The sequence below is a fragment of the Trinickia acidisoli genome (assembly GCF_017315725.1).
Lineage (GTDB): Bacteria > Pseudomonadota > Gammaproteobacteria > Burkholderiales > Burkholderiaceae > Trinickia > Trinickia acidisoli.
Genome location: NZ_JAFLRG010000001.1, coordinates 2,783,351 through 2,809,617, shown reverse-complemented (window position 1 = coordinate 2,809,617; position 26,267 = coordinate 2,783,351). Strand labels below are relative to the sequence as shown.

Here is a 26,267-nt window from a genome sequence, read left to right as displayed (position 1 = left end):
TCAGCCGTCGCGGCGGCATGCGAACAGATAGTTGACGCTCGTATCGTCGGAGAGGGCGAAATGCTTGCCGAGCGGACGGTACGTGATGCCCTTGACTTCGACCGCCCGCAGGCTAGCCTCGCGCGCGAACGCGGCGAGTTCCGAGGGGCGGATGAAGCGTGCGTAGTCGTGTGTGCCCTTGGGCAGCATCTGGGCGATGTATTCGGCGCCGATAACCGCGAGCAGATACGACTTCACGTTTCGATTGAGCGTCGAAAAGAACACCCAGCCGCCCGGTTTGACGAGCGTGGCGCAGGCTTTGACGATCGCTGCAGGATCGGGCACGTGCTCGAGCATTTCCATGCAGGTGACGGCGTCGTAGCTGCCGGGCTCGCGCGCGGCAAGCGCTTCGGCCGCGATTTCCTCGTATTCGACCGTGATGCCGCTTTCGAGGCTGTGCAGATCGGCCACGCCGAGCGCCTGATTCGACAGATCGATGCCTTTCACTTGAGCGCCGAGGCTGGCCATCGATTCGGACAAGATGCCACCGCCGCAGCCGATGTCGAGCACGCGTTTGCCCGGCAAGTGGGCATGAGCGTCGATCCAGCCGAGGCGAATGGGGTTCAGCTCATGCAGCGGTTTGAATTCGGCATTCGGATCCCACCAGCGATGCGCAAGGTCGCTAAATTTCCGTAGCTCGTGGGGATCGGCATTCGTCATAACGTTGCAAAGGGTGGAGAGGCCGGGATTAGGCTGAGTATAACGGGGTTGCGCGCTGCGGCAAAAGCCGCTCCGACCGACGTGACGGCCGCGCGGGCGCAGGCAGAAAAAAACCCCGCCGAAGCGGGGTTTTTCGCGATGCCGAGGGGCAGCTTACTGCTGTTGCTGCGTACCGACGACTTCGACTTCCACGCGGCGGTTCGGTGCCAGGCACGCGATGAGCGCCTTGCGGTTCTTCTGCGCGCAGTCCGTCTTGACCGGGTTGCGCTTGCCCTTGCCTTCCGTGTAGATCTTGCTGGCAGGCACGCCCTTGCTGACCAGGTAAGCCTTGACAGCTTGCGCACGACGCAGCGACAGACGGTCGTTGTACTTGTCCGAACCGATCTTGTCCGTGTAGCCCGTCGCAACGGCAACTTCGAGGTTCATGCCTTCGAGCTTGGCGGCGAGGCCGTCGAGCGCTTCGCGGCCAGCCGGCTTCAGCGTAGCCTTGTCGAAGTCGAACAGCGTGTCGGCGCTGTACGTTACCTTTTGGCTCGTGACCTGCGGAGCGACCGGAGCGACCGGAGCCGGCGGCGTCGGGGCTTGCGCGACGAGCGCGCCGTCACACTTGGCGTTGGCCGTGGCCGGCGTCCAGAACGCATCGCGCCAGCAAAGCTCGTTCGTGCCGTTCATCCACACGTATTCGCCGGTGCCGTTCACCCAGTTGTCGTTCGTAGCTTGTCGCGACGCCGGCACCGACTGTGCCGATGCGGATGCAGCCATGACTGCGGTAGCTGCAATGCACGCGAGCTTTGAAAATTTATTCATATTTCTCCTCTCGAAATTGAGATTACCGCAGGTTTACTGCGAGCTTGGATGACGAAGACAAGTCATACATTGCTCGAAGTATAACATTGGTGCGGCACAAAAAACGCGGTACCCTGTGGACACTTCGAGCAGCGTCTAACCAAGTGCGTTGGCATTTTGCCATATCGTTCCCTTCTTACGAAAAAAAAATCCTACCACCTGTTACCGCTCGTTTCGAATGTGGTGCTTCAGCAACAGGGGCGTCCGGCGGGCTTTTCGGGGCGATCGCCGGTCGCAGGATGCGTGCCAGCGCATCTGAAAGAATCGCTTTCTGTGGCGGCAAGAATCCAAGGTGTCACAGCGGCTGCGGCGCGCGCACGTGGGGGAGTACGTGCCGGGGGTGTCGGGCGCGGATGGCGGGCATGTTAGAATCGCGTGATGCCCGGCGCCTCCTGCCGGGCCAACGGGAGTGGGCGGTCCGCTTCGTTTTCGTTCCGTTCGCGCCCGATAAAGATACCGATAATGGATCAATTCGCCAAAGAGACTCTGCCGATCTCCCTCGAGGAGGAAATGCGCCGTTCGTATCTCGATTACGCGATGAGCGTGATCGTGGGGCGGGCGCTCCCCGATGTCCGCGATGGCCTGAAGCCGGTCCACCGCCGCGTGCTCTACGCGATGCACGAACTGAACAACGACTGGAACCGCGCCTATAAGAAGTCGGCGCGTATCGTCGGCGATGTCATCGGTAAATACCATCCGCACGGCGACACCGCGGTCTATGACACGATCGTGCGCATGGCGCAGGATTTCTCGCTGCGCTACATGCTCGTCGACGGCCAGGGCAACTTCGGCTCGATCGACGGCGACAACGCCGCGGCCATGCGGTACACCGAAATCCGCATGGCGAAGATCGGCCACGAATTGCTGGCCGACATCGACAAGGAAACCGTCGATTTCGGGCCGAACTACGACGGCAGCGAAAGCGAGCCGCTGATTCTGCCGGCGCGCATCCCGAATCTGCTGATCAATGGCTCCTCGGGCATCGCCGTCGGGATGGCGACGAACATCCCGCCGCACAACCTGAACGAAGTGGTCGATGCCTGCCATCATCTGCTGAAGAATCCGCAGGCGAGCATCGACGAACTGATCGAAATCATTCCCGCGCCCGATTTCCCGACGGCCGGCATCATCTACGGCGTCGCCGGCGTGCGCGACGGCTATCGCACGGGGCGCGGCCGCGTCGTCATGCGCGCGGCCACGCACTTCGAGGAGATCGATCGCGGCCAGCGCATGGCGATCATCGTCGATGAATTGCCGTACCAGGTGAACAAGCGCTCGCTGCTCGAGCGCATTGCGGAGCTCGTCAACGAGAAGAAGCTCGAGGGCATCTCCGACATTCGCGACGAGTCGGACAAGAGCGGGATGCGCGTCGTCATCGAGCTCAAGCGCGGCGAAGTGCCCGAGGTCGTGCTGAACAATCTTTACAAGGCGACGCAACTGCAGGACACGTTCGGCATGAACATGGTCGCGCTCGTCGACGGCCAGCCCAAGCTCCTGAATCTGAAGGAGATGCTCGACGCGTTCCTCTCGCATCGCCGGGAAGTGCTGACGCGGCGCACCGTGTACGAATTGCGTAAAGCGCGCGAACGCGGTCACGTGCTCGAGGGCCTCGCCGTCGCGCTGGCGAACATCGACGACTTCATCGCCATCATCAAGGCCGCGCCGACACCGCCGATCGCCAAGCAGGACTTGATGGCGCGCGCGTGGGATTCGTCGCTCGTGCGCGAAATGCTGGCCCGCGCCGAAGCCGAGAACGCTTCGGCCGGCGGCCGCGAAGCCTACCGCCCCGAGGGCCTCAACCCCGCGTTCGGCATGCAGGGCGACGGCCTCTACAAGCTGTCCGACACGCAGGCGCAGGAAATCCTGCAAATGCGCCTGCAGCGCCTGACGGGCCTCGAGCAAGACAAAATCATCGGCGAATACCGCGAAGTCATGGCTCAGATCGCCGATTTGCTCGACATCCTCGCGCGGCCGGAGCGCATCACGGCCGTCATCGGCGACGAACTCACGGCCGTGAAGACCGAGTTCGGCGACGCGCGCCGCTCGAAGATCGAGTTGAACGCCACGGAGCTCAATACCGAGGATCTGATCACGCCGCAGGACATGGTCGTGACGATGTCTCACACGGGCTACGTGAAGTCGCAGCCGCTTTCCGAATATCGTGCGCAAAAGCGCGGCGGGCGCGGCAAGCAGGCCACGCAGATGAAAGAGGACGATTGGATCGACACGCTGTTCATCGCGAACACGCACGACCACATCCTCTGCTTCTCGAACCGCGGCCGCGTTTACTGGGTCAAGGTGTACGAGGTGCCGCAAGGCTCGCGGAACTCGCGCGGCCGCCCCATCGTCAATATGTTCCCGCTGCAGGAAGGCGAGAAGATCAACGTCGTCCTGCCGGTGAAGGAGTTCTCGGCCGATAAGTTCGTCTTCATGGGCACCGCGCTCGGCACCGTCAAGAAGACGCCGCTGGAGGCTTTCAGCAGGCCGTTGCGCAAAGGTATCATTGCCGTCGGTCTCGACGATGGCGATTACCTGATCGGCGCAGCCATCACCGATGGACAGCACGATGTCATGCTGTTCTCCGATGCGGGCAAGGCCGTTCGCTTCGACGAGAACGACGTCCGCCCGATGGGCCGCGAGGCGCGCGGCGTGCGCGGCATGCAGCTCGACGAGGGGCAGCAGGTCATTGCCATGCTGGTTGCCGGCAGCGAGACGCAGTCGGTGCTGACGGCCACCGAGAACGGCTACGGCAAGCGTACGCCGATCACCGAATACACGCGGCACGGGCGCGGCACGAAGGGTATGATCGCGATCCAGACGTCCGAGCGCAACGGCAGAGTGGTGGCCGCAACGCTCGTGGACACGGAAGATCAAATCATGCTGATCACGACGACGGGCGTGCTCATTCGCACGCGTGTTTCCGAGATTCGTGAGATGGGCCGGGCGACGCAGGGTGTTACACTCATCAGCCTTGACGAAGGTACGAAGCTCTCGGGCCTGCAGCAAATCGCGGAAGCCGATCCCGATGTCGATGTCGACGTCGAAGTCGACGGCGCGGTAGCCGATGACGAAGCGGGCGAGGACGACGCGCAGTAGTCGGTGCGAGAGCGGTTGACCATATCGAAGTGGTGCCGCTCTGTCCTGGGTTTGAGGAAAGACAACGAAGCGCGCGAGCGATCGCGGCATAGGCCAAGCGTGCCCGTCGCGGCTGACGACGGCGGGGCGCGAGCCGGGCCGAACGGCTTCGCGCGCGAACGATTCATTTTTTACAGGGAGTGATGATGCAACGACGATTCACGCAATGGATGCTGCTGGCTGCTTTCGTGCCGACTTTCGCGATGGCGCAGGCGCTCCAGAGTCAAACGGCGGCTGCTCCGTCCGCCGCTGCCGCCGCGCCGGTCGATGCGGCCAAGCAAGCTGCGATCAAGGATCTGCTCGAGGCGATCGACGCGCAAAAGCTCGTCGGTGCGATCGGCAACAGCGCTCAGATGCAAGCGAAGCAGTACGTGCCGGAAATCCTGTCGGAAGCGCTTTCGGAGAACAAGACGCTGAACGACAAGCAAAAGCAAGCGGCCGTGCCGGCGCTGCAAAAGAACGCGGTGCCCAAGCTCGTGGATTCGGCAGGTCAAGTGTTCGCGACGGACTCCTTCCGCCAAGATGCGATGCAAGCGCAGTACGACGCTTACGCGAAGTACTACTCGACGCAGGAAATCAAGGACCTGACGACGTTCTACAAGAGCCCGACGGGTCGTAAGTTCATTCAAGTGCAAGACCAGGTTGGCCGTGATGTCGTCGGCGGCTTGATGCAGAAGTACATGCCGCAGTCGATCCAGGCCACGCGCGCACAAGCCGACAAGGAAGTCGCCGCGGTCAAGCCCGGCAAGTAAGCCGTACCCAGTCCGCGCAGACCGGCTCGTTCGGGCTGGTCCGGCGGCACCGCGCCGTGGTGCCCGTGCGCCGGGCCTGCGCGAGCGGTTTTCGATCGGCGGTGCGATAATGGCCGTTTGCGCGGAATGCGCGAACGGCCATTATCTATTTCTGGTTCGTGCCCGGCGTATTCGCCGGCGATGAGCGCGGTTAGCGTTCATCCATCCGTTTATCCATTCTCGGGGGGTCTCACGATGCGCGTCTTCAATTTCTCGGCCGGCCCCGCAGCGTTGCCCGAAGAGGTACTGCGTCAAGCGGCCGACGAAATGCTCGATTGGCATGGCAGCGGCATGAGCGTGATGGAGATGAGCCACCGCGGGCGCGAGTTCATGTCGATCCACGAAGAGGCGCTGACCGATCTGCGCGAGCTGCTGCAAGCGCCGGCGAGCCATCGGGTCTTGTTTCTGCAGGGCGGCGGCCTCGGCGAGAACGCGATCGTACCGATGAACATGCTCGGCAAGCGAGACGTCGCCGACTTCGTCCTCACGGGCTCCTGGTCGCAAAAGACATTCAAGGAAGCCGCCAAGTACTGCAAGCCGCACGTCGCGGCCAGCGGCGAGACGGCAAACGGCTTCACGCGCGCACCCAAGCGCGGCGAATGGCAATTGTCCGACGATCCGGCCTACGTGCATCTTTGCACGAACGAAACGATTCACGGTGTCGAGACGTTCGATATTCCCGAACTCGGCGATGTTCCGCTCGTCGCGGACGTCTCCTCGCACGTGCTGTCGCGGCCGCTCGACGTGGCCAAGTACGGGGTCATGTACGGCGGCGCGCAAAAGAACATCGGCATGGCCGGCTTGACGATCGTCGTCGTACGCGAGGACCTGCTCGACCGGGCGCTGGCGATTTGCCCGTCCGCATTCGAGTGGCGGATCGTCGCCGAGAACAACTCGATGTTCAACACGCCGCCCACGTATGCGATCTACATCGCCGGGCTCGTCTTCAAGTGGCTGAAGCGGCAGGGCGGATTGAAGGAAATCGAGGCGCGCAACCTCGAAAAGTCGAAGCTGCTCTACGACACGATCGATGCGAGCAGCTTCTATCTCAACAAAGTGGAGCGCGAATCGCGTTCGCGGATGAACGTACCGTTCTTCCTCGCCGACGAATCGCGCAACGAAGATTTCCTGGCCGGCGCGAAGGCGCGCGGGCTGATGCAGCTCAAGGGCCACAAGTCCGTCGGCGGCATGCGGGCGTCGATCTACAACGCGGTGCCGCTCGAAGGCGTCAAAGCGCTTGTCGAGTACATGAAGGAATTCGAACGGACTCGCGCCTAAACCGCGTGGGAGAGGGCGCGCTTGACGCCGCCTGTTTTCGATACGGCCGTTTTACGCATGGACGACGAACTCAACTCAAAGCTGAAGCCGCTGCGCGATCGGATCGATGCGATCGACGCGCAGCTCATCGCGCTGCTCAATCAGCGCGCCGCGATCGCGCTCGAAGTGGGCGAGGTCAAGAAGCATTTCAACGCGCCCGTGTTCAGGCCCGAGCGCGAGCAGCAAGTCATTTCGCGCCTGCAGGCCATGAGCGCGGGCCCGCTTGCGGGCGATCACATCAGCGCGATATGGCGCGAGATCATGGCGGCGAGCCGCTCGCTCGAGCAGACCGTCACGGCGGCTTATCTCGGTCCGGCCGGCACCTACAGCGAAGAGGCCATGTACGAGTACTTCGGTCATTCGATCGAGGGGTTGCCGTGCTTGTCCATCGACGAGGTGTTTCGTTCCGTCGAATCGGGGAGCGCCCAATTCGGCGTTGCGCCGGTCGAGAACTCGAGCGAAGGGGCGGTTTCGCGCACACTCGATTTGCTGCTGCAGTCGCAACTGTTGATCGGCGGCGAGCTTGCGCTGCCGATTCGGCACAATCTGCTCACGCAAAGCGGAGCCCTGACGGGCATTACGCGCGTTTGCGCTCATGCACAGGCGCTCGCGCAGTGCCAGCGCTGGCTTGCGACGCACATGCCGCACATCGAGCGGCAAGCCGTGTCGAGCAACGCCGAGGCCGCGCGCATGGCCTCCGTCGACCCGACCGTGGCCGCGATCGCGAGCGACCGGGCGGCGTCGTTCTATGGACTTAGAACCGCCTATCCGCTGATTCAGGACGATCCGCACAACCGGACTCGTTTCGTGATGGTCGGCCACACGCCGGCGGGCCGCAGCGGGCACGACCAGACGTCGTTGATCGTTTCGGTGAAGAACGAGCCGGGCGCCGTGTTCAAGCTGCTCGAGCCGCTTGCGCGGCACGGCGTGTCGATGACGCGTTTCGAGTCTCGTCCGGCGCGCGTCGGCACTTGGGAGTACTACTTCTATATCGACGTCGAAGGCCATCGCGAGGACCCGGCGGTTGCCGATGCGCTCGCCGCGCTCGAGAAGAAGGCTGCGTTTCTCAAGATCCTCGGCTCGTACCCGCGCGCGCGCTAGTGCCGCCCATGCTCGCGATCGACTCGATCTCAACGAGCGTCGGCGACGGATATGCTCGCGCATCGATGAGTCCAACGAATTCGCACCGTCCGCTTTGGAGATATTCATGACAATGCAATACGGCCCTTCCTACGTGCGCCAAATCGCCCCGTACGTCGCCGGCAAGCCGATCTCGGAGGTTGCGCGCGAGTTCGGGCTCGACGAGGCGCGCATCGTGAAGCTCGCGTCGAACGAAAACCCGCTCGGCATGCCCGAGTCGGCCAAGGCCGCGATGGTGCGCGCGGCGGCCGACCTTGGCCGCTACCCCGACGCGAACGCGTTCGAACTCAAGGCCGCGCTCGCGGCGCGCTACGGCGTGCCGGCCGAGTGGATCACGCTCGGCAACGGCAGCAACGATATTCTCGAAATCGCCGCGCATGCATTCGTCGAAAAGGGACAGTCGGTCGTCTATTCGCAGTACTCGTTCGCGGTCTACGCATTGGCGACGCAAGGGCTCGGCGCGCGCGCGATCGTCGTGCCTGCCGTCGAGCACGGCCATGATCTGAACGCGATGCTCGCGGCGATCGAAGAAGATACGCGCCTCGTCTTCATCGCCAACCCGAACAATCCGACCGGTACGTTCATCGAAGGTGCGGCCCTCGAGGCGTTGCTCGAGCGAGTGCCCCGGCGTGTCGTCGTCGTGCTCGACGAGGCCTATACCGAGTACCTCGCGGCCGAGCATCGCTACGATTCCATCGCCTGGGTGCGTCGCTATCCGAATCTCGTCGTCTCGCGCACGTTCTCGAAGGCGTTCGGCCTTGCCGGGCTGCGCGTCGGTTTCGCGATCGCTCAGCCGGAGTTGACCGATCTCTTGAACCGGCTGCGCCAGCCTTTCAACGTCAATACGATGGCGCAGGCCGCCGCGATTGCCGCGCTCGGCGATACCGCCTTCCTCGAAAAGACGGCCGCGCTCAATGCCGCCGGCTATCGCGTGCTGACGCAAGCGTTCGACAAGCTCGGCCTTGAGTACGTCCCCTCGTTCGGCAATTTCGTGCTCGTGCGCGTCGGCAACGACGACGGCGCCGGCGCGCGCGTCAATCTCGGGCTGCTCAAGCAGGGCGTGATCGTGCGTCCGGTCGGCAGTTACGGGCTGCCGCAATGGCTGCGCGTGACGATCGGCTTGCCCGAGGAGAACGAGGTGTTCGTCGCCGCACTCGAAAAGACGCTCGCGCAGCCGTGAACGCCGCGCGACGAACCTTGCGCGCGCCGAATGCGCGCGCTTCCCTTCCGCTTGTGAGCCATTCGTGACCACGTTCACTTTCGACAAACTCGTGATTTTCGGCGTGGGGCTCATCGGCGGTTCGCTGGCGCGCGCCTTGCGCGAGCGGGACGGCGCGGCCCGCGGCGGGCGCATCGTCGGCGTCGGCCGTTCGCGTGCGTCGGCGCAGCGCGCGCGCGAACTCGGCATCGTCGATGACGTCGCGGGGCTCGACGACGACGCCGAACTGTCGGCCGCGCTCGCGGGCGCGGATCTGGTGCTGCTCGCGGCGCCCGTCGCGCAGACGCAGTCGCTGCTCGAGCGCATCGTGCCGTTTCTGGATGCCGAGACGATCGTGACGGACGCCGGCAGCACGAAATCGGACGTCGTTGCCGCCGCGCGCTCGGCGCTCGGCGCGCGTATTGCCCAATTCGTGCCTGGCCACCCGATCGCGGGGCGCGAGTCGAGCGGCGTCGAAGCTGCGCTGCCCGATCTGTACGTCGGGCGCAATGTCGTGCTGTGTCCGCTGCCCGAGAATCGGCCGGACGACGTCGCGCGCATCGAGGCGATGTGGCGGGCAACGGGCGCGCTGCTGAGCGCGATGAGCCACGAGCAGCACGACCAGGTGTTTGCCTCGGTCAGCCACTTGCCGCATCTGTTGTCATTTGCGCTCGTCGAGCGCATCTTGAGCGCACCCGATGCGGCGTTGAAATTTTCTTTCGCAGCCGGTGGTTTTCGCGATTTCACGCGCATCGCGGCGTCGAGTCCCGAAATGTGGCGCGATGTCTGCTTGGCGAACCGGGATGCGCTCGTCGACGAACTGGACGGCTATACGGCGGTGCTCGCGCGCTTGCGAGCGGCGATCGTGGCAGGCGACGGCGCGACGCTCGAGGCCGTGTTCGCCCGCTCGCGCGAAGCGCGCAGCGAATGGCAGGAACGCGGCGGTCGCGCCCCGAAATAAAAAGGACTGTTCATGGATTACCTCGATCTCGGACCCTATTCCCGGGCACAAGGCACGATCCGCCTGCCCGGCTCGAAGAGCATTTCGAACCGCGTGCTCTTGCTGGCGGCATTGGCCGAAGGCGAGACGACCATCTCGAATCTGCTCGATTCGGACGACACGCGCGTCATGCTCGATGCGCTCGAGAAGCTCGGCGTGAAATTCACGCGCGAAGGCGAGCGCTGCGTCGTGCAGGGCACGCGCGGCGCGTTCACGGCGAAAACGGCCGATCTCTTCCTCGGCAATGCCGGCACGGCGATTCGTCCGCTCACGGCCGCGCTCGCCGTCAACGGCGGCGACTACCGCGTGCACGGCGTGCCGCGAATGCACGAGCGGCCGATCGGCGATCTCGTCGATGGGCTGCGCCAAATCGGTGCGCGCATCGACTACGAGGCGAACGAAGGTTATCCGCCGCTGCGTATCCGCGCCGGAACGATCGCGGTCGATGAGCCGATTCGCGTGCGCGGTGATGTGTCGAGCCAGTTCCTGACGGCACTTTTGATGACGCTGCCGCTCGTGCGTGCGAAAAACGGCGAAACCGTCGTCGAAGTCGAGGGCGAGCTGATCTCCAAGCCGTACATCGAGATCACGATGAAGCTGATGGAACGGTTCGGCGTGACGGTTGTGCGAGAAGACTGGCAGCGGTTCACGGTGCCGGCCGGTGTGCGTTACCAGTCGCCGGGCGCGATCATGGTCGAAGGCGATGCCTCGTCGGCCTCCTATTTCCTTGCCGCCGGCGCGCTCGCGGGCGGGCCCGTGCGCGTCGTCGGCGTAGGGCGCGCAAGCATCCAGGGCGACGTGGCGTTCGCCGACGCACTGACCGCGATGGGCGCGAACGTCACGATGGCGGAGGATTGGATCGAAGTGCGCGGTGTCGGCCACGATCACGGCCGGCTCGAAGCGGTCGATCTGGACTTCAACCTGATTCCCGACGCTGCAATGACGATCGCCGTCTGCGCGCTGTTCGCGAGCGGCACGACGACGTTGCGCAACATCGGCAGTTGGCGCGTGAAGGAGACGGATCGGATCGCGGCAATGGCCACGGAGCTGCGCAAGGTCGGCGCGACGGTGCAGGAGGGCGAAGACTTTCTCGTCGTGACACCGCCCGCGCGGCTCACCCCGAACGCCGCGATCGACACCTACGACGATCACCGCATGGCGATGTGCTTCTCGCTCGTTTCGCTGGGCGGCGTGCCCGTGCGGATCAACGATCCGAAGTGCGTCGGCAAGACGTTTCCCGATTATTTCGACCGCTTCAAGACGCTCGTTGGCGTTTGACCTTTTTGCCTAGATGAAACCGACTCGCCCGTTTCACCAGACTCCCGTCATTGCCATCGACGGCCCGACCGCTTCCGGCAAGGGCACCGTCGCGGCGCTCGTCGCCGCCCAGCTCGGCTTCCATTTGCTCGATAGCGGCGCGCTGTATCGTCTCGCCGCGCTCGCGAGCGTGCGCTACGAGATCGCGGCAACCGACGAGCAGGCGCTCGCCGCGCTCGTGAACGACCTGCACATCACGTTTCGCGAGGGCTGTGCGCAACTCGACGGCATCGACGTTTCGAGCGAGATCCGCGCCGAGGCGGTCGGCAACCGAGCCTCGGCGATCGCCGTCCACCAGGACGTGCGCGCGGCGCTCGTGGCGCGCCAGCGGGCGTTCCGCAAGGAGCCGGGGCTCGTGGCCGACGGCCGCGACATGGGCACCGTGATCTTTCCCGACGCCATCTTGAAGGTGTTTCTGACGGCCAGTGTCGAGGCTCGCGCGGCCAGACGGTATAAGCAATTGATCCAAAAAGGGTTTTCTGCTAATATGGATGACTTGCTCCGGGATTTGCGCGAGCGCGACGAACGCGACAGCAATCGCGCCGCCGCGCCGCTTAAGCCCGCGGCAGACGCGAAGCTGCTCGATACCTCGGCACTCTCGATCGACCAGGCGGTCGATGAAGTGGTGAAGTGGTATCGGGAGCAGTAGGCGCTTGGCCAGCCAAGGTGGCGGTCAAGCTTGGTATCAACCCTTAACCCCGTATGGCGCTCGCATCGACGTCGCTGTGTGACCAGCCTTTCGCAGCTTTTTGCCGCTGGCACTGACACCCGCGAAGCCATGCAATTACGATTTTTATGTCCGACCTGCAAACCTCCAACCCGAACACCGAATCTTTCGCGGCCCTCTTCGAAGAGTCGCTCACCAAGCAAGATATGCGCGCCGGCGAAGTGATTTCCGCCGAAGTCGTGCGTGTCGACCACAACTTCGTGGTCGTCAATGCGGGTCTCAAGTCCGAAGCCTACATTCCGCTCGAAGAGTTCCTGAACGACGCGGGCGAGGTCGAAGTGCAGGCGGGCGACTTCGTTTCGGTCGCGATCGACGCGCTCGAAAACGGTTATGGCGACACGATCCTGTCGCGCGACAAGGCCAAGCGTCTCGCTTCGTGGCTGTCGCTGGAAAAAGCGCTCGACAACAACGAACTCGTGACCGGCACGATCACGGGCAAGGTCAAGGGCGGCATGACCGTCATGGTCAACGGCATTCGCGCGTTCCTGCCGGGTTCGCTCGTCGACACGCGTCCCGTCAAGGACACGACGCCGTACGAAGGCAAGACGCTCGAATTCCGCGTCATCAAGCTCGATCGCAAGCGTAACAACGTCGTGCTGTCGCGCCGCGCCGTCATCGAGGCGACGCAAGGCGAAGAGCGCGCGAAGCTGCTCGAGACGCTCAAGGAAGGCGCGATCGTCAACGGCGTGGTCAAGAACATCACCGATTACGGCGCGTTCGTCGACCTCGGCGGCATCGACGGTCTGCTGCACATCACCGACATCGCGTGGCGTCGCGTGCGTCACCCGAGCGAAGTGCTGTCGGTCGGCCAAGAAGTCACGGCCAAGATCCTCAAGTTCGACCAAGAGAAGAACCGCGTCTCGCTCGGCATCAAGCAACTGGGCGACGATCCGTGGGAAGGCATCTCGCGCCGCTACCCGTCGGGCACGCGCCTGTTCGGCAAGGTTACGAACATCACCGACTACGGCGCGTTCGTCGAAGTCGAATCGGGCATCGAAGGTCTGGTGCACGTTTCGGAAATGGATTGGACGAACAAGAACGTCGCTCCGTCGAAGGTCGTTCAGCTCGGCGACGAAGTCGAAGTCATGGTGCTCGAGATCGACGAAGACCGTCGTCGTATCAGCCTCGGCATGAAGCAGTGCAAGCCGAACCCGTGGGATGACTTCAGCCGCAACTTCAAGAAGGGCGACAAGATCAGCGGCGCCATCAAGTCGATCACCGACTTCGGCGTGTTCATCGGTCTGCCCGGCGGCATCGACGGTCTCGTTCACCTGTCGGATCTGTCGTGGAGCGAAACCGGCGAAGAAGCCGTCCGCAAGTACAAGAAGGGCGACGAAGTGGAAGCGGTCGTGCTCGGCATCGACGTCGAGAAGGAACGCATTTCGCTCGGCATCAAGCAGCTCGAAGGCGATCCGTTCAGCAACTTCGTGGCGATGAACGACAAGGGTTCGATCGTCGACGGCATCGTGAAGTCGGTCGACGCCAAGGGCGCCGTCATTGCGCTCACGGCCGACGTCGAAGGCTACCTGCGTGCGTCGGAAATCGCGCAAGACCGTGTCGAAGACGCGCGCAACGTGCTGAAGGACGGCGACAAGGTCAACGCGATGATCATCAACATCGATCGCAAGTCGCGCGGCATCAACCTGTCGATCAAGGCCAAGGATTCGGCCGAGCAGCAAGAAGCGATGCGCGGCCTCGCGGCCGACACGAGCTCGGCGGCATCGGGCACGACGAATCTTGGCGCATTGCTCAAGGCCAAGCTCGACGGCCAGAATCAGTAAGCCTTAAGAGGTCTGCCGCAGCATGACCAAATCGGAATTGGTCGCCCAGTTGGCAACGCGATTTTCGCAACTTGTTCTCAAGGATGCGGATTTCGCGGTCAAGACGATGCTCGATGCGATGTCCGAGGCGTTGGCCAAAGGGCATCGCATTGAAATTCGCGGCTTCGGCAGCTTCGGTCTGAACCGTCGCCCGTCTCGTGTCGGGCGCAATCCGAAATCGGGTGAGAAGGTGCACGTGCCCGAAAAGCACGTGCCGCACTTCAAGCCCGGTAAGGAACTGCGCGAACGGGTGGATGGCCGGGCCGGCGAGCCGCTCGAGCTCAGCCAGGCGGACGACGATCTGTGAGCGCAGCGAGCGGTGCCCCGTGCGGGTGTCGCGCGGTGCGTTGTGGGCTTGCCGTCGGTCCCGTCGTCGGCGCCCACGCCGACAGTGAAGAACCGGCAAAACGATTCGAAAAAGCGCCTTCGGGCGCTTTTTTATTGGTGCGCGTGCTACACAGCGCTACGGGATGCAATGCGCGCATGCGTCGGCGCGAGCCACGAGCCACGAGCCACGAGCAGTCGACCTAGCCGTACACGGGGCCGTCTGCACGCCATCGACGCGGCGGCCCGGCGCCGCGGCCTTAGCGCCATCCTTTCCATTACAATACGGGCACTTTTGCTTGGGCGCCGCTGCGTCGGGCGGTGCAGCGAAGGCAGCAGCATCGACAGGCGCGGCGCCGCCCGCACGACAACCGCAGTCGCCGCCGAGAGAGTCTTTATGAAATTTATCGTCTGGTTGATCCGTGTGCTCGTGTTCGTGGTGCTGCTCGTTCTCGCGCTGGCCAATACGCAGAGTGCGACGGTGAAGTTCGCCGGTTATGAATGGCAAGCACCGCTGATCCTGATCGGGCTGGCGTTTTTCGCGGTGGGTCTGCTCGCGGGGCTCGTTTCCGCGTTCCCGGCTGTCGTGCGCCTCAAGCTCGAGAACGCTCGCTTGAGGCGCGATCTGCGCGCCGCGCGCGAGGACACGCCGCCGGTCGCGGTCGAGCCGCCGATGCCGCCTGTCATTTGAGCGCACGGCTTTGCGCACATTCTTCCCCTCGCTCTTTCGACCTTCGCATGGATCTCGATTTTTGGTGGCTGCTCGTCATTCCCGTCGCGTTCGCGCTCGGATGGATGGCATCGCGCTACGACTTGAAGACGCTGCTGTCCGAAAGCGCCAATTTGCCGCGGTCGTACTTTCGCGGCTTGAACTTCCTGCTCAACGAACAGCCCGACCAGGCGATCGACGCGTTCATCGAGGTCGTCAAGCTCGACCCTGAGACGATCGAATTGCACTTCGCGCTCGGCAATCTGTTCCGCCGGCGCGGGGAAACCGATCGGGCGATCCGCATCCATCAAAACCTGCTGAGCCGCGCCGATCTGCCGGTGAACGAACGCGATCATGCGCTGTTCGAACTCGGCCAGGACTTTCTCAAAGCGGGGCTGCTCGATCGTGCCGAGGAGGCGTTGGGTCGGCTCGATGCCGGCGAGTACGCCCGCGACGCACAGCGTGCGCTGCTGACGATCTACGAGATCGAAAAGGAATGGGCCAAGGCAATCGACGCAGCGCGACGGCTCGAGACGATGGGTGCCGATCCGCTGGCCAAGGAGATCGCGCAGTTTTACTGTGAGCTCGCGCAAGAGGCGTTGCAGCGCAAGGACGTCGTTGACGCCGACGCGCAACTCGAGCGCGCGCTGAAGGCCAATTCCGGCAACGTGCGCGCGACGATTCTGGCGGGCGACGTGGCAGCGGCGCGTGGCGATCAAGCCACGGCGATCGAGGCGTGGCGGCGCGTCGAGTCGCAGAATCCGTCTTACCTGCCGCTCGTCGCCGACAAGTTGATGAAGGCGTACGCTGCACTGTCGCGCCCACAGGAAGGCGCCGCGCTACTCACGGGCTATGTCGAGCGATATGGTTCGAGCGATTTGCTCGACGTCGCCTATCCGCATGTCGCGCAATTATGCGGGGCGGACGCGGCGCATGCGTTGGCCCGCGCCCAAATGCGAGCGGCGCCGAACCTCTCCGGCATGACGCGCCTGCTCGACGCGCAGATCGAGTCGGCCGAAGAGCCGCGCCGCGGCGAGTTGGATCTGATGCGCACGCTGATTAAGCAGCGCACCAAAAATTTGCCACGTTACACGTGCCAAAATTGCGGTTTCCGGGCGCGCTTGTTCTATTGGCAGTGTCCGGGCTGCAGCGGCTGGGAAACGTATGCGCCGCGCCGTATCGAGCCGATCGCGGCGGCGCAGGCCTGATGCCTCGCGCTCGCGCCACCTCGAACGGCGGACGCGTGAGGCCTCATGATGACCGCCGGTGGCGGCGCGGCGCACGCGTGAAGGCGCGTGAAGCTGCCCGCTACCGAGCGCCGGCTGTTGGGCCGGCACCAACTACGGAACGCGTATGAAAATCACCATCATCGGCACGGGTTACGTCGGTCTCGTCACGGGTGCGTGCCTGGCCGAAATCGGCAACGACGTTTTCTGCCTCGACGTCGATCCGCGCAAGATCGATATCCTGAACAACGGCGGCGTACCGATTCACGAGCCCGGGTTGCAGGAGATCATCGCGCGCACGCGTGCTCACGGACGCATTACGTTTTCGACCGATGTGAAGGCCAGCGTCGAGCACGGCGACGTGCAATTCATCGCGGTGGGCACGCCGCCCGACGAGGACGGTTCGGCCGATTTGCAATACGTGCTCGAAGCGGCGCGCAACATCGGCCGCTACTCGAACGGCTTCAAGGTCGTCGTCGACAAATCGACGGTACCCGTCGGCACGGCTGAACGCGTGCGCGCCGTCATGGCTGCGGAGCTCGAAGGACGTGGGCTTGCCGGCAGCGCGGCGCATCGGTTCTCGATCGTCTCGAACCCCGAGTTCCTGAAGGAGGGGGCGGCGGTCGACGATTTCATGCGGCCCGACCGCATCGTGATCGGTATCGACGACGACGAGGCGGGGCTCATTGCACGCGAGAAGATGAAACGCCTGTATGGGCCATTCAATCGGAATCACGAACGCACGCTCTATATGGACGTGCGCTCGGCCGAGTTCACGAAATATGCGGCCAATGCGATGCTCGCCACACGCATTTCCTTCATGAACGAAATGTCGAATCTGGCCGATCGCGTCGGGGCCGATATCGAACAAGTGCGCCGAGGTATCGGCTCCGATCCGCGCATCGGCTATCACTTCCTGTACGCGGGCGTCGGGTACGGCGGCTCGTGTTTCCCGAAGGACGTGCAGGCGCTCGTGCGCACGGCCGGCGAGAACGGGCAGCGCCTGCGCATTCTCGAAGCCGTCGAAGACGTCAATCGAGAGCAAAAGGAAGTGCTCGTCGACAAGATCGTCGAGCGTCTCGGCGCAGATCTGACGGGGCGCACGTTTGCCGTCTGGGGGCTCGCGTTCAAGCCGAATACCGACGATATGCGCGAGGCCCCTAGCCGGCCCCTGATCGCGGCATTGCTTTCGCGCGGCGCGCGCGTACGGGCCTACGACCCCGTGGCGCTCGACGAGGCGCGTCGCGTCTTCGCGCTCGATCTGGCCGACGCGCCGGACGCGCTCTCGCGGCTGACGTTCGGCACGGCGCAAGACGAGACGGTCGCGGGCGCCGATGCGCTCGTGATCGTCACCGAATGGAAGGAATTCAAGAGCCCCGATTTCGCGCACTTGAAGTCGGTGCTGAAGGCGCCCGTGATTTTCGACGGGCGCAATCTCTACGAACCGCTGGCGATGGCCGAACTCGGCATTGACTACTACGCGATCGGGCGTCCCTATGTCCAACTCGATACCGCAACCCATGCGCGCACCTGAAGTCTCGCAAGCGCCGGCGCCGCAAACGGGCAGCAGCGTGAAGAGCGCGGCGGGCGTACCCGCTACAACGTGTTCGGCCGAAGTGCCGGCCGTGCCGCGCGAGCGCCTCGGCAACGCGCGGGTGTTGATCGTCGGCGACGTCATGCTCGATCGCTACTGGTTTGGCGACGTCAATCGTATTTCGCCCGAAGCGCCCGTACCGGTCGTGCACGTGCAACGGCAGGAAGACCGCCTCGGCGGTGCCGCGAACGTCGCGCGCAATGCGGCGGCGCTCGGTGCCGAGGCGGGGCTGCTCTGCGTCGTCGGCGGCGACGAGCCGGGCGAGCGCATCGTCGAGTTGCTCAAAGACAGCGGCGTGGCACCGCATTTGGAGCGCGATCCCGACCTGTCGACGACGATCAAGCTGCGCGTGCTCTCGCGCCAGCAGCAATTGCTGCGTGTCGATTTCGAGAACACGCCGGCCCATGAGGCGCTGCTCGCCGGCTTGGCGCGCTTCGACGCGCTGCTGGCCTCGCACGACGTCATCCTGATGTCGGACTACGCGAAGGGCGGCCTCACGCATGTCACGCAGATGATCGCGAAGGCCCGAGCCGCCGGTAAGAACGTATTGGTCGATCCGAAGGGCGACGACTGGGAGCGTTATCGCGGCGCTACGCTGATCACGCCGAACCGGGCGGAGTTGCGCGAGGTGGTGGGGCAGTGGAAGTCGGAGGAAGATTTGCGTGCGCGCGTCGCTGCGCTGCGTGCATCGCTCGAGATCGAATCGCTTTTGCTCACGCGCTCCGAGGAAGGCATGACGCTGTTTGCCGCAGACGGAAGCGTGCTCACGGCGCCTGCCGTTGCGCGGGAGGTGTATGACGTCTCCGGCGCCGGCGACACCGTGATCGCCACGTTGGCCGTCATGCTCGCCGCGAAGGTGCCGCTCGTGGACGCCGTTGCACTGGCCAACCGCGCGGCGGGGATCGTCGTCGGTAAGCTCGGTACGGCCACCGTCGACTACGACGAACTGTTTCCGCAGGATGCACGGTAAAGCGCGCCGCGCGAAACGCCGCCGGCGTCAAGCGCCTATCATCGTTATCGAACAACCGTTATCACGATCATGACTCTCATCGTCACCGGAGCCGCGGGCTTCATCGGCGCCAACCTCGTCAAGGCGCTCAACGCGCGCGGCGAGACGCGCATCATTGCCGTCGACAACCTTACGCGCGCCGACAAGTTCAAGAACCTCGTCGATTGCGAGATCGACGACTACCTGGATAAAACGGAATTCGTCGAACGTTTCGCGCGCGGCGATTTCGGCAAGGTGCGAGCCGTATTCCACGAGGGCGCCTGCTCGGACACGATGGAAACCGACGGCCGCTACATGATGGAGAACAATTTCCGCTACAGCCGCGCCGTGCTCGACGCGTGCCTCGCGCAAGGCGCTCAGTGCCTCTACGCTTCGTCGGCCGCGATCTACGGCGGCTCGACCCGCTTCGTGGAGGAGCGCGAAGTCGAGGCGCCGCTGAACGTCTACGGCTACTCGAAGTTCCTGTTCGACCAAATCGTTCGCCGCGTCATGCCGAGCGCGAAAAGCCAGATCGTGGGCTTTCGCTATTTCAACGTCTACGGGCCACGCGAAGCGCACAAAGGCCGCATGGCGTCGGTTGCGTTCCACAACTTCAATCAATTCCGCGCCGAGGGCAAGGTCAAGCTGTTCGGCGAGTACAACGGCTATGCGGCCGGCGAGCAGACGCGCGACTTTGTGTCGGTCGAAGACGTCGCGAAAGTGAACTTGTTCTTCTTCGATCACCCGGAAAAATCGGGCATCTTCAACCTAGGAACGGGGCGCGCGCAACCGTTCAACGATATCGCCACGTCCGTGGTCAACACGCTGCGCGCCCTCGAGAATCAGCCGGCCCTCTCGCTGGCGGAGATGGTCCAGCGCGGGCTCATCGAGTACATACCGTTCCCGGATGCGCTGCGCGGCAAGTATCAGTGCTTCACGCAGGCCGATCCCGCGCGCTTGCGCGCGGCCGGCTACGATGCGCCGTTTCTGACCGTGCAGGAAGGCGTCGATCGATACGTGCGTTGGCTATCCGGCCAACTGTGACGCGCGGGGTGCACTGCTTAGACTGAGGCCTCACGGTCGGCGCTCGCCGGCCGGCTTTTTTCTGCTGGAGGCCTCACATGTTCAAGCGCTTCGTCTTGCTAGCGGCGGTGCTTATCGCCGCGTTTCCCGCTTTCTTCGCTCATGCCGTCGACGTCAACACTGCCGACGAGGCAGCGCTGCGCGGCATCAAAGGCATCGGTCCCGCGAAGGCCAAGGCGATCGTCGACGAACGTGCCGCGGGCGGCCTTTTCAAAGATGCCGACGATCTCGGGCAACGGGTCAAGGGTTTGGGTGGGCAGGCCATCGAACGTTTGGAGGCCGAAGGACTCACGGTGGGCGCCGTTCGACATACGGTGCCGTCGCGGCCGAGTACGGTCGTCGTAGGGCCGAAGCCGCTCGCACCCATCGAACCTTTCCCCGGTATGTCGGCGCGCTCGTCGTAGCACGCCGGGCGCGTGCGGTGCGCGTGCGGTGCGCGTTTCTCGCAGGCTCCTTCAGCCGTCATGTTTCACCGGCGGTTTCCCGCGATTTACCGCGGGTTTTTTGCTTGGTGCGCGCCCTGTTGGGGTTGCCGAAAGACCCTACCGGGCGATGACCGGCCCGGTGCTTTACAATCGGACCGATTCCCATTGCTCAAGATCACGGCGCACCGCGCGCATACGCCCATGCCCTACAAGACCATCGAAGACACGATCGGCAATACGCCGCTCGTCCAGCTCGTCCGCTTGACCGACGACGACATTCGCAGCCGAAACAACGTTGTCCTAGCGAAGCTGGAAGGCAACAACCCCGCGGGCTCGGTGAAGGACCGGCCGGCCCTGTCGATGATCAAGAAAGCGGAGGCGCGTGGTCGCATCAAGCCCGGCGACACGCTGATCGAGGCCACGAGCGGCAATACCGGCATCGCGCTCGCGATGGCCGCTGCGGTTCGCGGCTACAAGATGGTGCTGCTCCTACCCGAGGATTTGTCGGTCGAGCGGCGCCAAAGCATGGCCGCGTACGGTGCGGAAATCGTGCTGACCCCGGTAAAGGGCGGCATGGAATACGCACGCGACCTGGCCGAGCAGATGCAGCGCGACGGGCGCGGCGTCATCCTCGATCAATTCGCCAACCCCGACAATCCGGTCGCGCATTACGAAGCGACGGGCCCTGAAATCTGGCGCGACACGGAAGGTCGCGTCACGCATTTCGTTTCGTCGATGGGGACGACCGGCACGATCATGGGTGTCTCTCGTTACCTGAAGGAGCAGAACCCGGCGATCGAGATCGTCGGTGCGCAGCCCGAAGAGGGCTCGCGTATCCCGGGCATCCGCAAATGGCCCGAGGCCTATCTGCCGAAAATTTTCGATCGCGCGCGCGTCGATCGCACCGAAAACGTCTCGCAGGCTGCGGCCGAGGCAACGGCGCGTCGCTTGGCGGCGGTCGAAGGGATTTTTTGCGGTATCTCGTCGGGCGGTGCCTGCGAGGTGGCATTGCGCCTCGCACGGCAAGTCGAGAATGCGACGATTGTTTTCATCGTGTGCGATCGTGGCGATCGCTATTTGTCGACGGGTGTGTTCCCGGCTTGATCCGGCGCGCGTGTTCGATCGGTATCTCGTTCGACGCGAAGCGCGTGTCGCGCTGTTGCAAGCCGCGTGCGCGCTCGCTCTGGAATCGTCCTAGCGACTTGAACAGCTACGCCCCGCGCGGGGCGGCGCGTATATTTTCGGTCGATGGTCGCAGCCCACAAGTTAGCGGCATCCTCGACACAGCAGCGCGCCGGCTTGCAACTACTGCGGCATTTGCGGCTGCTGGCGGGCCGTCGGTGCTGGGGGCTGTGCAGGCTGCCCAAGCAACGCCGCCGGCGAAGGCGAGGCTGTCGGCGCGGGCGCCGAAATGCCTGGCGCCGATGCCGTCATGCCCGGCGCTTCCTCTTCGACGCGCGCCTTGACCCGCAGGCCGAGTTCGTAGACCGCCAGCGCGTAGAAGAAGCTGCGGTTGTAACGCGTCAACACGTAGAAGTTCTGCAGGCCGAGCATGTACGCGGTCGGCTGCCCCGGCGTAGGCAAGTCGATGACGGTGACGGGCGTGCTGTCTTCGGATGCCATGTCGAGCCCCGGCTCGTCGAGCAGCATCCCCGCGCGCAGCAGTTGCGCGAGCGGCCAGTGCGGCTCGGGTTGCCCGTCCGCCGCCGCCTGCGCGATGCCGAGACTGCCCGCGTCCGGTGCGATGTGCCAGATCACGGGGCGCCCGTTTTCCCAGCCGTTCTGCGCGAGATAGTTCGCCACGCTGCCGATCGCGTCCGCCGGGCTCGTGCGCAGGTCGATGTGGCTATTGCCGTCGTAGTTGACGGCGTACTTCACGATGCTGCTCGGCAGGAACTGCGGAATGCCGATGGCGCCCGTGTACGAACCGAGCACGGTCGTCGGGTCGAGCTGGGCGTCGCGTGTCCAGACGAGGTAATCCTCGAGGTTCTTGCGAAACGTCATCTCGCGTTCGGCCCGGTTCGGCGTGTTCGGGTAGTCGAACGCGAGCGTCGTCAGCGCGTCGAGCACGCGGAAGTTGCCCATGTAGTGTCCGTACATCGTCTCGACGCCGATGATGCCGACGACGACTTCGGGCGGCACGCCGTACTGCTCGTAGGCGCGTTGCAGCGTCGCGCGGTTTTCGCGCCAGAACTTCGCGCCTGCGTTGATGCGTACGGGATCGAGGAAGCGCGCCTGATAGATGCGCCAGTTCTTGGCGAACGGCTTGGGCGCCGGCGTGACGAGCTTGACCGCCGTGGCCGAGTAGCTGACGCCGGCGAACAACGTGTGCAGCGCCGTCGGATCGAAGTCGTAGCGGGCGACCATGTCGTCGATGAATGCGTTGACGTCCGCGTTGTCGGCGTAGCGCTGCGGAATGATCTCTTCTTCGAACGTGGATCCGGATTGGGCTGACTCCGGCGGCTGACCTTGCGCGAGGCGGGCGGTGCGCTTGGCTGGCGCAGCGACTGACGAGGCGGTCGGGGCGGTGCTTTGGGCGTAAGCGCCTTGCCAGGAAACGGCGGCGCCGAGCGTGAGGGCGACGAGCACGGCGAGGCGTCGCCGGTTTGCTGCGGATGATGCGGGTTGACCGGTCATATGAGGGCAAGGGCAAGGGTTCGGCGCAGTATAGCGAACGGCCGCCGCAGGCGGAACAGCCGCGGCCCGAGTCGACGCATGACGTCCACATGGCGGGCACCGGCAGGCTAGCATCGGCGATGCCCGCCGCGTGTCCGTGCGTCTACGTGGCGCGTCGTGCATGAGAGCGCGGCCGCCCGCCTGTGGTAACGTTGTCCGATCGCAGGCCCGATCGGCGGCCGACGAAGCAACCTTGGAGACATGCCGCGCCGGCGGCGGACGAACGATCATGGCGACCGCTTTCTACTCACATCCCGATTGCCTGCTGCACGAGATGGGGCCGGGGCATCCGGAATGCCCGGAGCGTCTCGTCGCGATCGAGGACCAATTGATCGCGAGCCGAATCGCCGAGTTGATCGAGCGCGAGAGCGGACCGCTTGCCGAGATCGCCGATCTCGCACGCGTGCATACGCGCGCCCATATCGATTTCGTCGAACGCAGCGCGCCGCACGAAGGCCGCGCGTGGATCGATCCCGACACGGCCATGAATCCGTACACGTGGCGAGCGGCGTTGCGTGCGGCCGGCGCTGCCGTGGCCGCGACCGACGCGGTCATCGACGCGCGCTACGACAACGCGTTCTGCAGCGTGCGCCCGCCCGGCCATCATGCGGAGCCCGCGCGCGCGATGGGCTTTTGCTTCTTCAACAACGTGGCGATCGCCGCGCGCCATGCGCTCGACGTGCGCGGTCTCGCGCGCGTCGCCATCGTCGATTTCGACGTGCACCACGGCAACGGGACCGAGGCGGCGTTCGCCGGCGATGAGCGGGTGCTGATGTGCAGCTTCTTTCAGCATCCGTTCTATCCGTTCAGCGGCGCGGACAACCAGGCGTCCAACATGGTCAACTTGCCGATGCCGGCTCGAACGCCGGGCGCGTCGGTGCGCGAGGCGGTCGATCTCGTGTGGCTGCCGCGGCTCGAGGCATTCAAGCCCGAGATGATTTTCGTGTCGGCCGGGTTCGATGCGCATCGCGAAGACGATCTCGGCAACATGGGGCTCGTCGAAAGCGACTACACCTGGATCACGGATCAAATCCGCCGCGTGGCCGAGCGCCACGCGCGCGGGCGGATCGTTAGCTGCCTCGAAGGCGGCTATAACTTGTCGGCGCTCGGACGCAGCGTCGTCGCGCACGTGCGCGCGCTGGCCGGACTTTGACGTTCGGTAGCGGGCGGCGTGCACGTCTTGCGCCTGCGCGTTTGCCGGACCCATGCATGAAAGGGCCGCCGCTCGCCGTTCATCGCTCCTAGGAGGCAACTCAACATGGAACGCCCTGCATCGTCTTCCGCTTCTCCTTCGTCCGGTGCGCTGCTCATCGAACACGATGCGTACGAACTGCCTGGTGTCGTACGCGTCACACTCAATCGGCCCGAGGCCTTCAACGCGCTGTCGGAGCAGGTGATTGCCGAACTGCAAGCGGCGCTGTCGGCGATCGCGCAATCGGATGCGCGCGTCGTCGTGCTCGCGGCGCAAGGGCGGGCCTACTGCGCGGGGCACGATTTGAAGGAATTGCGCGCCGCGCCGTCGCTCGAGTTCTATCAAACGCTGTTCGCGCGCTGCTCGACGCTGATGATGACGATTCAGCGGATGCCGCAGCCCGTCATCGCGCGCGTGCAAGGGATCGCAACGGCGGCGGGCTGCCAGCTCGTCGCGATGTGCGATCTTGCCGTGGCTGCCGATACGGCGCGCTTCGCCACCTCGGGCATTCACTACGGCTTGTTCTGCGCCACGCCGGCCGTGCCGCTCTCGCGCAACATCCCGCGCAAGGCGGCATTCGAGATGCTCGTGACGGGCGATTTCATCGATGCGGCCAAAGCGCGCGAGCTTGGCCTCATCAACCATATGACGCCGCTCGACGCGCTCGATGCCGACGTCGCGGCGCTCGCCAAGCGGATTTGCGACAAACCGGCCGCCGCGGTGCGCATGGGCAAGTCGCTGTTCTACCGTCAACTCGAGACGGGGATCGAGGCGGCCTACCAGATGGCGGGCCAAACGATCGCTTGCAACGCGATCGACCCCGCTGCGCAGGAAGGTATGCAAGCGTTCATCGAAAAGCGCAAGCCGAACTGGAACGCGTGACGCAGCGTGGCCAGCGATACCGGCCCGTGCACCGGCATCGCTAAGACGTCAGACATGCGCCAGAATCCAGTGGACCAACGCATCGATGACGCGGTCGCGATCGAAATCGTTCATCGTCTCGTGATAGGCGTCGTCGTACAGCGTCAGCGTGCGATCGGGCGAGCCGACGTGCGCGGCGAACGTCCGGCTGCCGTCGGGCTCGGTCAACTTGTCGGCCGTGCCGTGATAGACGAGCATCGGCAGATGCAACGCGGCGCGGCCTCGTTCGATGCGCGCCATCGCGACGAGAAGCTCGGCGCCCGTGCGCGCCGGGACGGCCGCATGGTGCACGAGCGGATCGGCGCGGTTGGCCTCGACCGCGCGAGAGTCGCGCGACAGCAACGCCGGCTCGATCTTCATCGCCTTGTAGCGCGGCCATAGGCGGCTGACGACGCGGCTTGCCACCAGCATCCAGCGCGGCACGTCCTTGCCCGGCGCGAGTGCGGGGCTCGAGAGGATGAGACCCGCTAGGGGGTGCGCCGCGCCCGCGAACGCATCGAGCCGCTCGATCGCAAACAGTGCCGCGATCGTGCCGCCCATGCTGTGCCCCATCAAGAAAAGCGGCGTTCCGGGACGCGCCGCGGCTTCCAGCAAGGCACACGCATCGTCGAGATATTCATCGAAACGTGCGACCCAAGTGCGCTCGCCGGGCGAACGCCCATGGCCGCGCAAGTCGACGGCGATGAGTTCGATGCCTGCCGCGGTAAGCCGTTCGGCGAGCGCCGCGTAGCGGCCCGCATGCTCGGCCAATCCGTGCAGCAGCGCGACCGTCGCACGTGCCGGGGTGGGGCAAGGCCAGCGGTACAGCACGAGTTCATAGCCGTCGGCCGTGCGAACCGTCCCGGCAGGCGTCGGTGCCGCACGAGTATGTGCGTTCGTTGCCGCTGCCACGGAGGTGTTTTGTGACGCAGTCGCCGACATCGCTCGTCTCCCTTTACGCGTTGTTTGCGCAGGATCATAGCTGCCTGCACGCGTCGCTACGGCGGGGCGGACGCGGTGTGCTCCTCTAATTTCAAAATGTAATTAAGACGTGGCGATTAATTATTAAAACCTATTTGTGCCGCGCGATAAAATCGTCCGTCGCCGCTTTCCGTATCCCGCTACGGCGGCCGACGATCCGGTGCGCGCCGCGCAGCCGG

General features: G+C 64.4%; 23 protein-coding genes. 19 read left to right on the top strand and 4 right to left on the bottom strand.

Features of this window, described 5'->3' with window-relative positions; translation table 11 throughout:
• The gene (gene ubiG / locus J3485_RS12730) at nucleotides 1–699 is read right to left on the bottom strand and encodes a bifunctional 2-polyprenyl-6-hydroxyphenol methylase/3-demethylubiquinol 3-O-methyltransferase UbiG (RefSeq protein WP_206952865.1); all 699 of its coding nucleotides are present in this window, start codon (nucleotides 697–699) and stop codon (nucleotides 1–3) included.
• A 153-nt stretch (nucleotides 700–852) separates the two neighbouring features.
• Entirely contained in the window at nucleotides 853–1,506 is a 654-nt protein-coding gene (gene ompA, locus J3485_RS12725) for an outer membrane protein OmpA (RefSeq protein WP_206952864.1), read from the bottom strand.
• Nucleotides 1,507–2,007: 501 nt separating this feature from the next.
• Here ompA and gyrA point away from each other — a divergent pair.
• The 17 genes from gyrA (at nucleotide 2,008) to cysM (ending at nucleotide 21,443) form a co-directional block, all read left to right on the top strand.
• Nucleotides 2,008–4,641, top strand: a complete 2,634-nt coding sequence (gyrA, locus tag J3485_RS12720) for a DNA gyrase subunit A (RefSeq protein ID WP_206952862.1) — start codon at nucleotides 2,008–2,010, stop codon at nucleotides 4,639–4,641.
• 185 nt (nucleotides 4,642–4,826) lie between these two features.
• Nucleotides 4,827–5,432, top strand: a complete 606-nt coding sequence (locus J3485_RS12715) for a DUF2059 domain-containing protein (RefSeq protein ID WP_206952860.1) — start codon at nucleotides 4,827–4,829, stop codon at nucleotides 5,430–5,432.
• A gap of 234 nt (nucleotides 5,433–5,666) precedes the next feature.
• Nucleotides 5,667–6,749, top strand: a complete 1,083-nt coding sequence (serC, locus tag J3485_RS12710) for a 3-phosphoserine/phosphohydroxythreonine transaminase (protein WP_206952858.1) — start codon at nucleotides 5,667–5,669, stop codon at nucleotides 6,747–6,749.
• A gap of 57 nt (nucleotides 6,750–6,806) precedes the next feature.
• Complete coding sequence (gene pheA, locus J3485_RS12705; RefSeq protein ID WP_206955791.1) at nucleotides 6,807–7,889, top strand: prephenate dehydratase; 1,083 nt, start codon at nucleotides 6,807–6,809, stop codon at nucleotides 7,887–7,889.
• A gap of 106 nt (nucleotides 7,890–7,995) precedes the next feature.
• Nucleotides 7,996–9,108, top strand: coding sequence for a histidinol-phosphate transaminase (hisC, locus tag J3485_RS12700; protein WP_206952856.1), 1,113 nt, complete (start codon nucleotides 7,996–7,998; stop codon nucleotides 9,106–9,108).
• A 64-nt stretch (nucleotides 9,109–9,172) separates the two neighbouring features.
• Nucleotides 9,173–10,087 (top strand): prephenate dehydrogenase, encoded by a 915-nt coding sequence (locus tag J3485_RS28925; RefSeq protein ID WP_309477013.1) that lies wholly within the window; start codon nucleotides 9,173–9,175, stop codon nucleotides 10,085–10,087.
• Between the two features lie 12 nt (nucleotides 10,088–10,099).
• Nucleotides 10,100–11,404, top strand: coding sequence for a 3-phosphoshikimate 1-carboxyvinyltransferase (gene aroA, locus J3485_RS28920; RefSeq protein WP_242538562.1), 1,305 nt, complete (start codon nucleotides 10,100–10,102; stop codon nucleotides 11,402–11,404).
• A gap of 13 nt (nucleotides 11,405–11,417) precedes the next feature.
• The gene (cmk, locus tag J3485_RS12690; RefSeq protein WP_206952854.1) at nucleotides 11,418–12,092 is read left to right on the top strand and encodes a (d)CMP kinase; all 675 of its coding nucleotides are present in this window, start codon (nucleotides 11,418–11,420) and stop codon (nucleotides 12,090–12,092) included.
• A gap of 146 nt (nucleotides 12,093–12,238) precedes the next feature.
• Nucleotides 12,239–13,951 (top strand): 30S ribosomal protein S1, encoded by a 1,713-nt coding sequence (rpsA, locus tag J3485_RS12685; RefSeq protein ID WP_206952852.1) that lies wholly within the window; start codon nucleotides 12,239–12,241, stop codon nucleotides 13,949–13,951.
• A 22-nt stretch (nucleotides 13,952–13,973) separates the two neighbouring features.
• Entirely contained in the window at nucleotides 13,974–14,297 is a 324-nt protein-coding gene (locus tag J3485_RS12680) for an integration host factor subunit beta (RefSeq protein ID WP_206952849.1), read from the top strand.
• Nucleotides 14,298–14,711: 414 nt separating this feature from the next.
• The gene (locus J3485_RS12675; protein ID WP_206952847.1) at nucleotides 14,712–15,005 is read left to right on the top strand and encodes a lipopolysaccharide assembly protein LapA domain-containing protein; all 294 of its coding nucleotides are present in this window, start codon (nucleotides 14,712–14,714) and stop codon (nucleotides 15,003–15,005) included.
• A gap of 47 nt (nucleotides 15,006–15,052) precedes the next feature.
• Nucleotides 15,053–16,231: a lipopolysaccharide assembly protein LapB gene (gene lapB / locus J3485_RS12670; RefSeq protein ID WP_206952845.1), complete on the top strand. Its 1,179-nt coding sequence runs from the start codon at nucleotides 15,053–15,055 to the stop codon at nucleotides 16,229–16,231.
• Nucleotides 16,232–16,376: 145 nt separating this feature from the next.
• Nucleotides 16,377–17,783 carry a UDP-glucose dehydrogenase family protein gene (locus J3485_RS12665; RefSeq protein ID WP_206952843.1) on the top strand — a complete coding sequence of 469 codons (1,407 nt, stop codon included), beginning with the start codon at nucleotides 16,377–16,379 and terminating at the stop codon, nucleotides 17,781–17,783.
• Nucleotides 17,770–18,813 (top strand): D-glycero-beta-D-manno-heptose-7-phosphate kinase, encoded by a 1,044-nt coding sequence (gene rfaE1, locus J3485_RS12660; protein ID WP_206952841.1) that lies wholly within the window; start codon nucleotides 17,770–17,772, stop codon nucleotides 18,811–18,813. The genes J3485_RS12665 and rfaE1 overlap by 14 nt, the downstream gene beginning before the upstream one ends.
• Nucleotides 18,814–18,882: 69 nt before the next feature.
• Nucleotides 18,883–19,875, top strand: a complete 993-nt coding sequence (gene rfaD, locus J3485_RS12655) for an ADP-glyceromanno-heptose 6-epimerase (RefSeq protein WP_206952839.1) — start codon at nucleotides 18,883–18,885, stop codon at nucleotides 19,873–19,875.
• 77 nt (nucleotides 19,876–19,952) lie between these two features.
• On the top strand, nucleotides 19,953–20,318 hold the full coding sequence (locus J3485_RS12650) for a ComEA family DNA-binding protein (protein ID WP_206952837.1): 366 nt from the start codon (nucleotides 19,953–19,955) through the stop codon (nucleotides 20,316–20,318).
• A gap of 222 nt (nucleotides 20,319–20,540) precedes the next feature.
• Nucleotides 20,541–21,443 (top strand): cysteine synthase CysM, encoded by a 903-nt coding sequence (gene cysM / locus J3485_RS12645; RefSeq protein WP_206955790.1) that lies wholly within the window; start codon nucleotides 20,541–20,543, stop codon nucleotides 21,441–21,443.
• A 201-nt stretch (nucleotides 21,444–21,644) separates the two neighbouring features.
• On the opposite strand, the gene mltB is transcribed toward cysM, so the two are convergent.
• Nucleotides 21,645–22,976: a lytic murein transglycosylase B gene (gene mltB, locus J3485_RS12640; protein ID WP_206952835.1), complete on the bottom strand. Its 1,332-nt coding sequence runs from the start codon at nucleotides 22,974–22,976 to the stop codon at nucleotides 21,645–21,647.
• A gap of 268 nt (nucleotides 22,977–23,244) precedes the next feature.
• On the opposite strand from mltB, the gene J3485_RS12635 reads away from it, so the two are divergent.
• Nucleotides 23,245–24,168, top strand: a complete 924-nt coding sequence (locus J3485_RS12635; RefSeq protein WP_206952833.1) for a histone deacetylase family protein — start codon at nucleotides 23,245–23,247, stop codon at nucleotides 24,166–24,168.
• A 105-nt stretch (nucleotides 24,169–24,273) separates the two neighbouring features.
• A complete protein-coding gene (locus J3485_RS12630) occupies nucleotides 24,274–25,089 on the top strand; it encodes an enoyl-CoA hydratase (RefSeq protein ID WP_206952831.1) in 816 nt (271 codons plus the stop codon).
• Nucleotides 25,090–25,137: 48 nt separating this feature from the next.
• On the opposite strand, the gene J3485_RS12625 is transcribed toward J3485_RS12630, so the two are convergent.
• Nucleotides 25,138–26,049 carry an alpha/beta hydrolase gene (locus J3485_RS12625; protein WP_206952829.1) on the bottom strand — a complete coding sequence of 304 codons (912 nt, stop codon included), beginning with the start codon at nucleotides 26,047–26,049 and terminating at the stop codon, nucleotides 25,138–25,140.
• Between the last annotated feature and the right edge of the window lie 218 nt (nucleotides 26,050–26,267).

What these genes read in the sequence shown, in the direction of transcription:
- ubiG (WP_206952865.1), bottom strand. Translation starts at nt 699, where the DNA reads ATGACGAATGCCGATCCCCACGAGCTACGGAAATTTAGCGACCTTGCG.
- ompA (WP_206952864.1), bottom strand. Translation starts at nt 1,506, where the DNA reads ATGAATAAATTTTCAAAGCTCGCGTGCATTGCAGCTACCGCAGTCATG.
- gyrA (WP_206952862.1), top strand. Translation starts at nt 2,008, where the DNA reads ATGGATCAATTCGCCAAAGAGACTCTGCCGATCTCCCTCGAGGAGGAA.
- J3485_RS12715 (WP_206952860.1), top strand. Translation starts at nt 4,827, where the DNA reads ATGCAACGACGATTCACGCAATGGATGCTGCTGGCTGCTTTCGTGCCG.
- serC (WP_206952858.1), top strand. Translation starts at nt 5,667, where the DNA reads ATGCGCGTCTTCAATTTCTCGGCCGGCCCCGCAGCGTTGCCCGAAGAG.
- pheA (WP_206955791.1), top strand. Translation starts at nt 6,807, where the DNA reads ATGGACGACGAACTCAACTCAAAGCTGAAGCCGCTGCGCGATCGGATC.
- hisC (WP_206952856.1), top strand. Translation starts at nt 7,996, where the DNA reads ATGACAATGCAATACGGCCCTTCCTACGTGCGCCAAATCGCCCCGTAC.
- aroA (WP_242538562.1), top strand. Translation starts at nt 10,100, where the DNA reads ATGGATTACCTCGATCTCGGACCCTATTCCCGGGCACAAGGCACGATC.
- cmk (WP_206952854.1), top strand. Translation starts at nt 11,418, where the DNA reads ATGAAACCGACTCGCCCGTTTCACCAGACTCCCGTCATTGCCATCGAC.
- rpsA (WP_206952852.1), top strand. Translation starts at nt 12,239, where the DNA reads ATGTCCGACCTGCAAACCTCCAACCCGAACACCGAATCTTTCGCGGCC.
- J3485_RS12680 (WP_206952849.1), top strand. Translation starts at nt 13,974, where the DNA reads ATGACCAAATCGGAATTGGTCGCCCAGTTGGCAACGCGATTTTCGCAA.
- J3485_RS12675 (WP_206952847.1), top strand. Translation starts at nt 14,712, where the DNA reads ATGAAATTTATCGTCTGGTTGATCCGTGTGCTCGTGTTCGTGGTGCTG.
- lapB (WP_206952845.1), top strand. Translation starts at nt 15,053, where the DNA reads ATGGATCTCGATTTTTGGTGGCTGCTCGTCATTCCCGTCGCGTTCGCG.
- J3485_RS12665 (WP_206952843.1), top strand. Translation starts at nt 16,377, where the DNA reads ATGAAAATCACCATCATCGGCACGGGTTACGTCGGTCTCGTCACGGGT.
- rfaE1 (WP_206952841.1), top strand. Translation starts at nt 17,770, where the DNA reads ATGCGCGCACCTGAAGTCTCGCAAGCGCCGGCGCCGCAAACGGGCAGC.
- rfaD (WP_206952839.1), top strand. Translation starts at nt 18,883, where the DNA reads ATGACTCTCATCGTCACCGGAGCCGCGGGCTTCATCGGCGCCAACCTC.
- J3485_RS12650 (WP_206952837.1), top strand. Translation starts at nt 19,953, where the DNA reads ATGTTCAAGCGCTTCGTCTTGCTAGCGGCGGTGCTTATCGCCGCGTTT.
- cysM (WP_206955790.1), top strand. Translation starts at nt 20,541, where the DNA reads ATGCCCTACAAGACCATCGAAGACACGATCGGCAATACGCCGCTCGTC.
- mltB (WP_206952835.1), bottom strand. Translation starts at nt 22,976, where the DNA reads ATGACCGGTCAACCCGCATCATCCGCAGCAAACCGGCGACGCCTCGCC.
- J3485_RS12635 (WP_206952833.1), top strand. Translation starts at nt 23,245, where the DNA reads ATGGCGACCGCTTTCTACTCACATCCCGATTGCCTGCTGCACGAGATG.
- J3485_RS12630 (WP_206952831.1), top strand. Translation starts at nt 24,274, where the DNA reads ATGGAACGCCCTGCATCGTCTTCCGCTTCTCCTTCGTCCGGTGCGCTG.
- J3485_RS12625 (WP_206952829.1), bottom strand. Translation starts at nt 26,049, where the DNA reads ATGTCGGCGACTGCGTCACAAAACACCTCCGTGGCAGCGGCAACGAAC.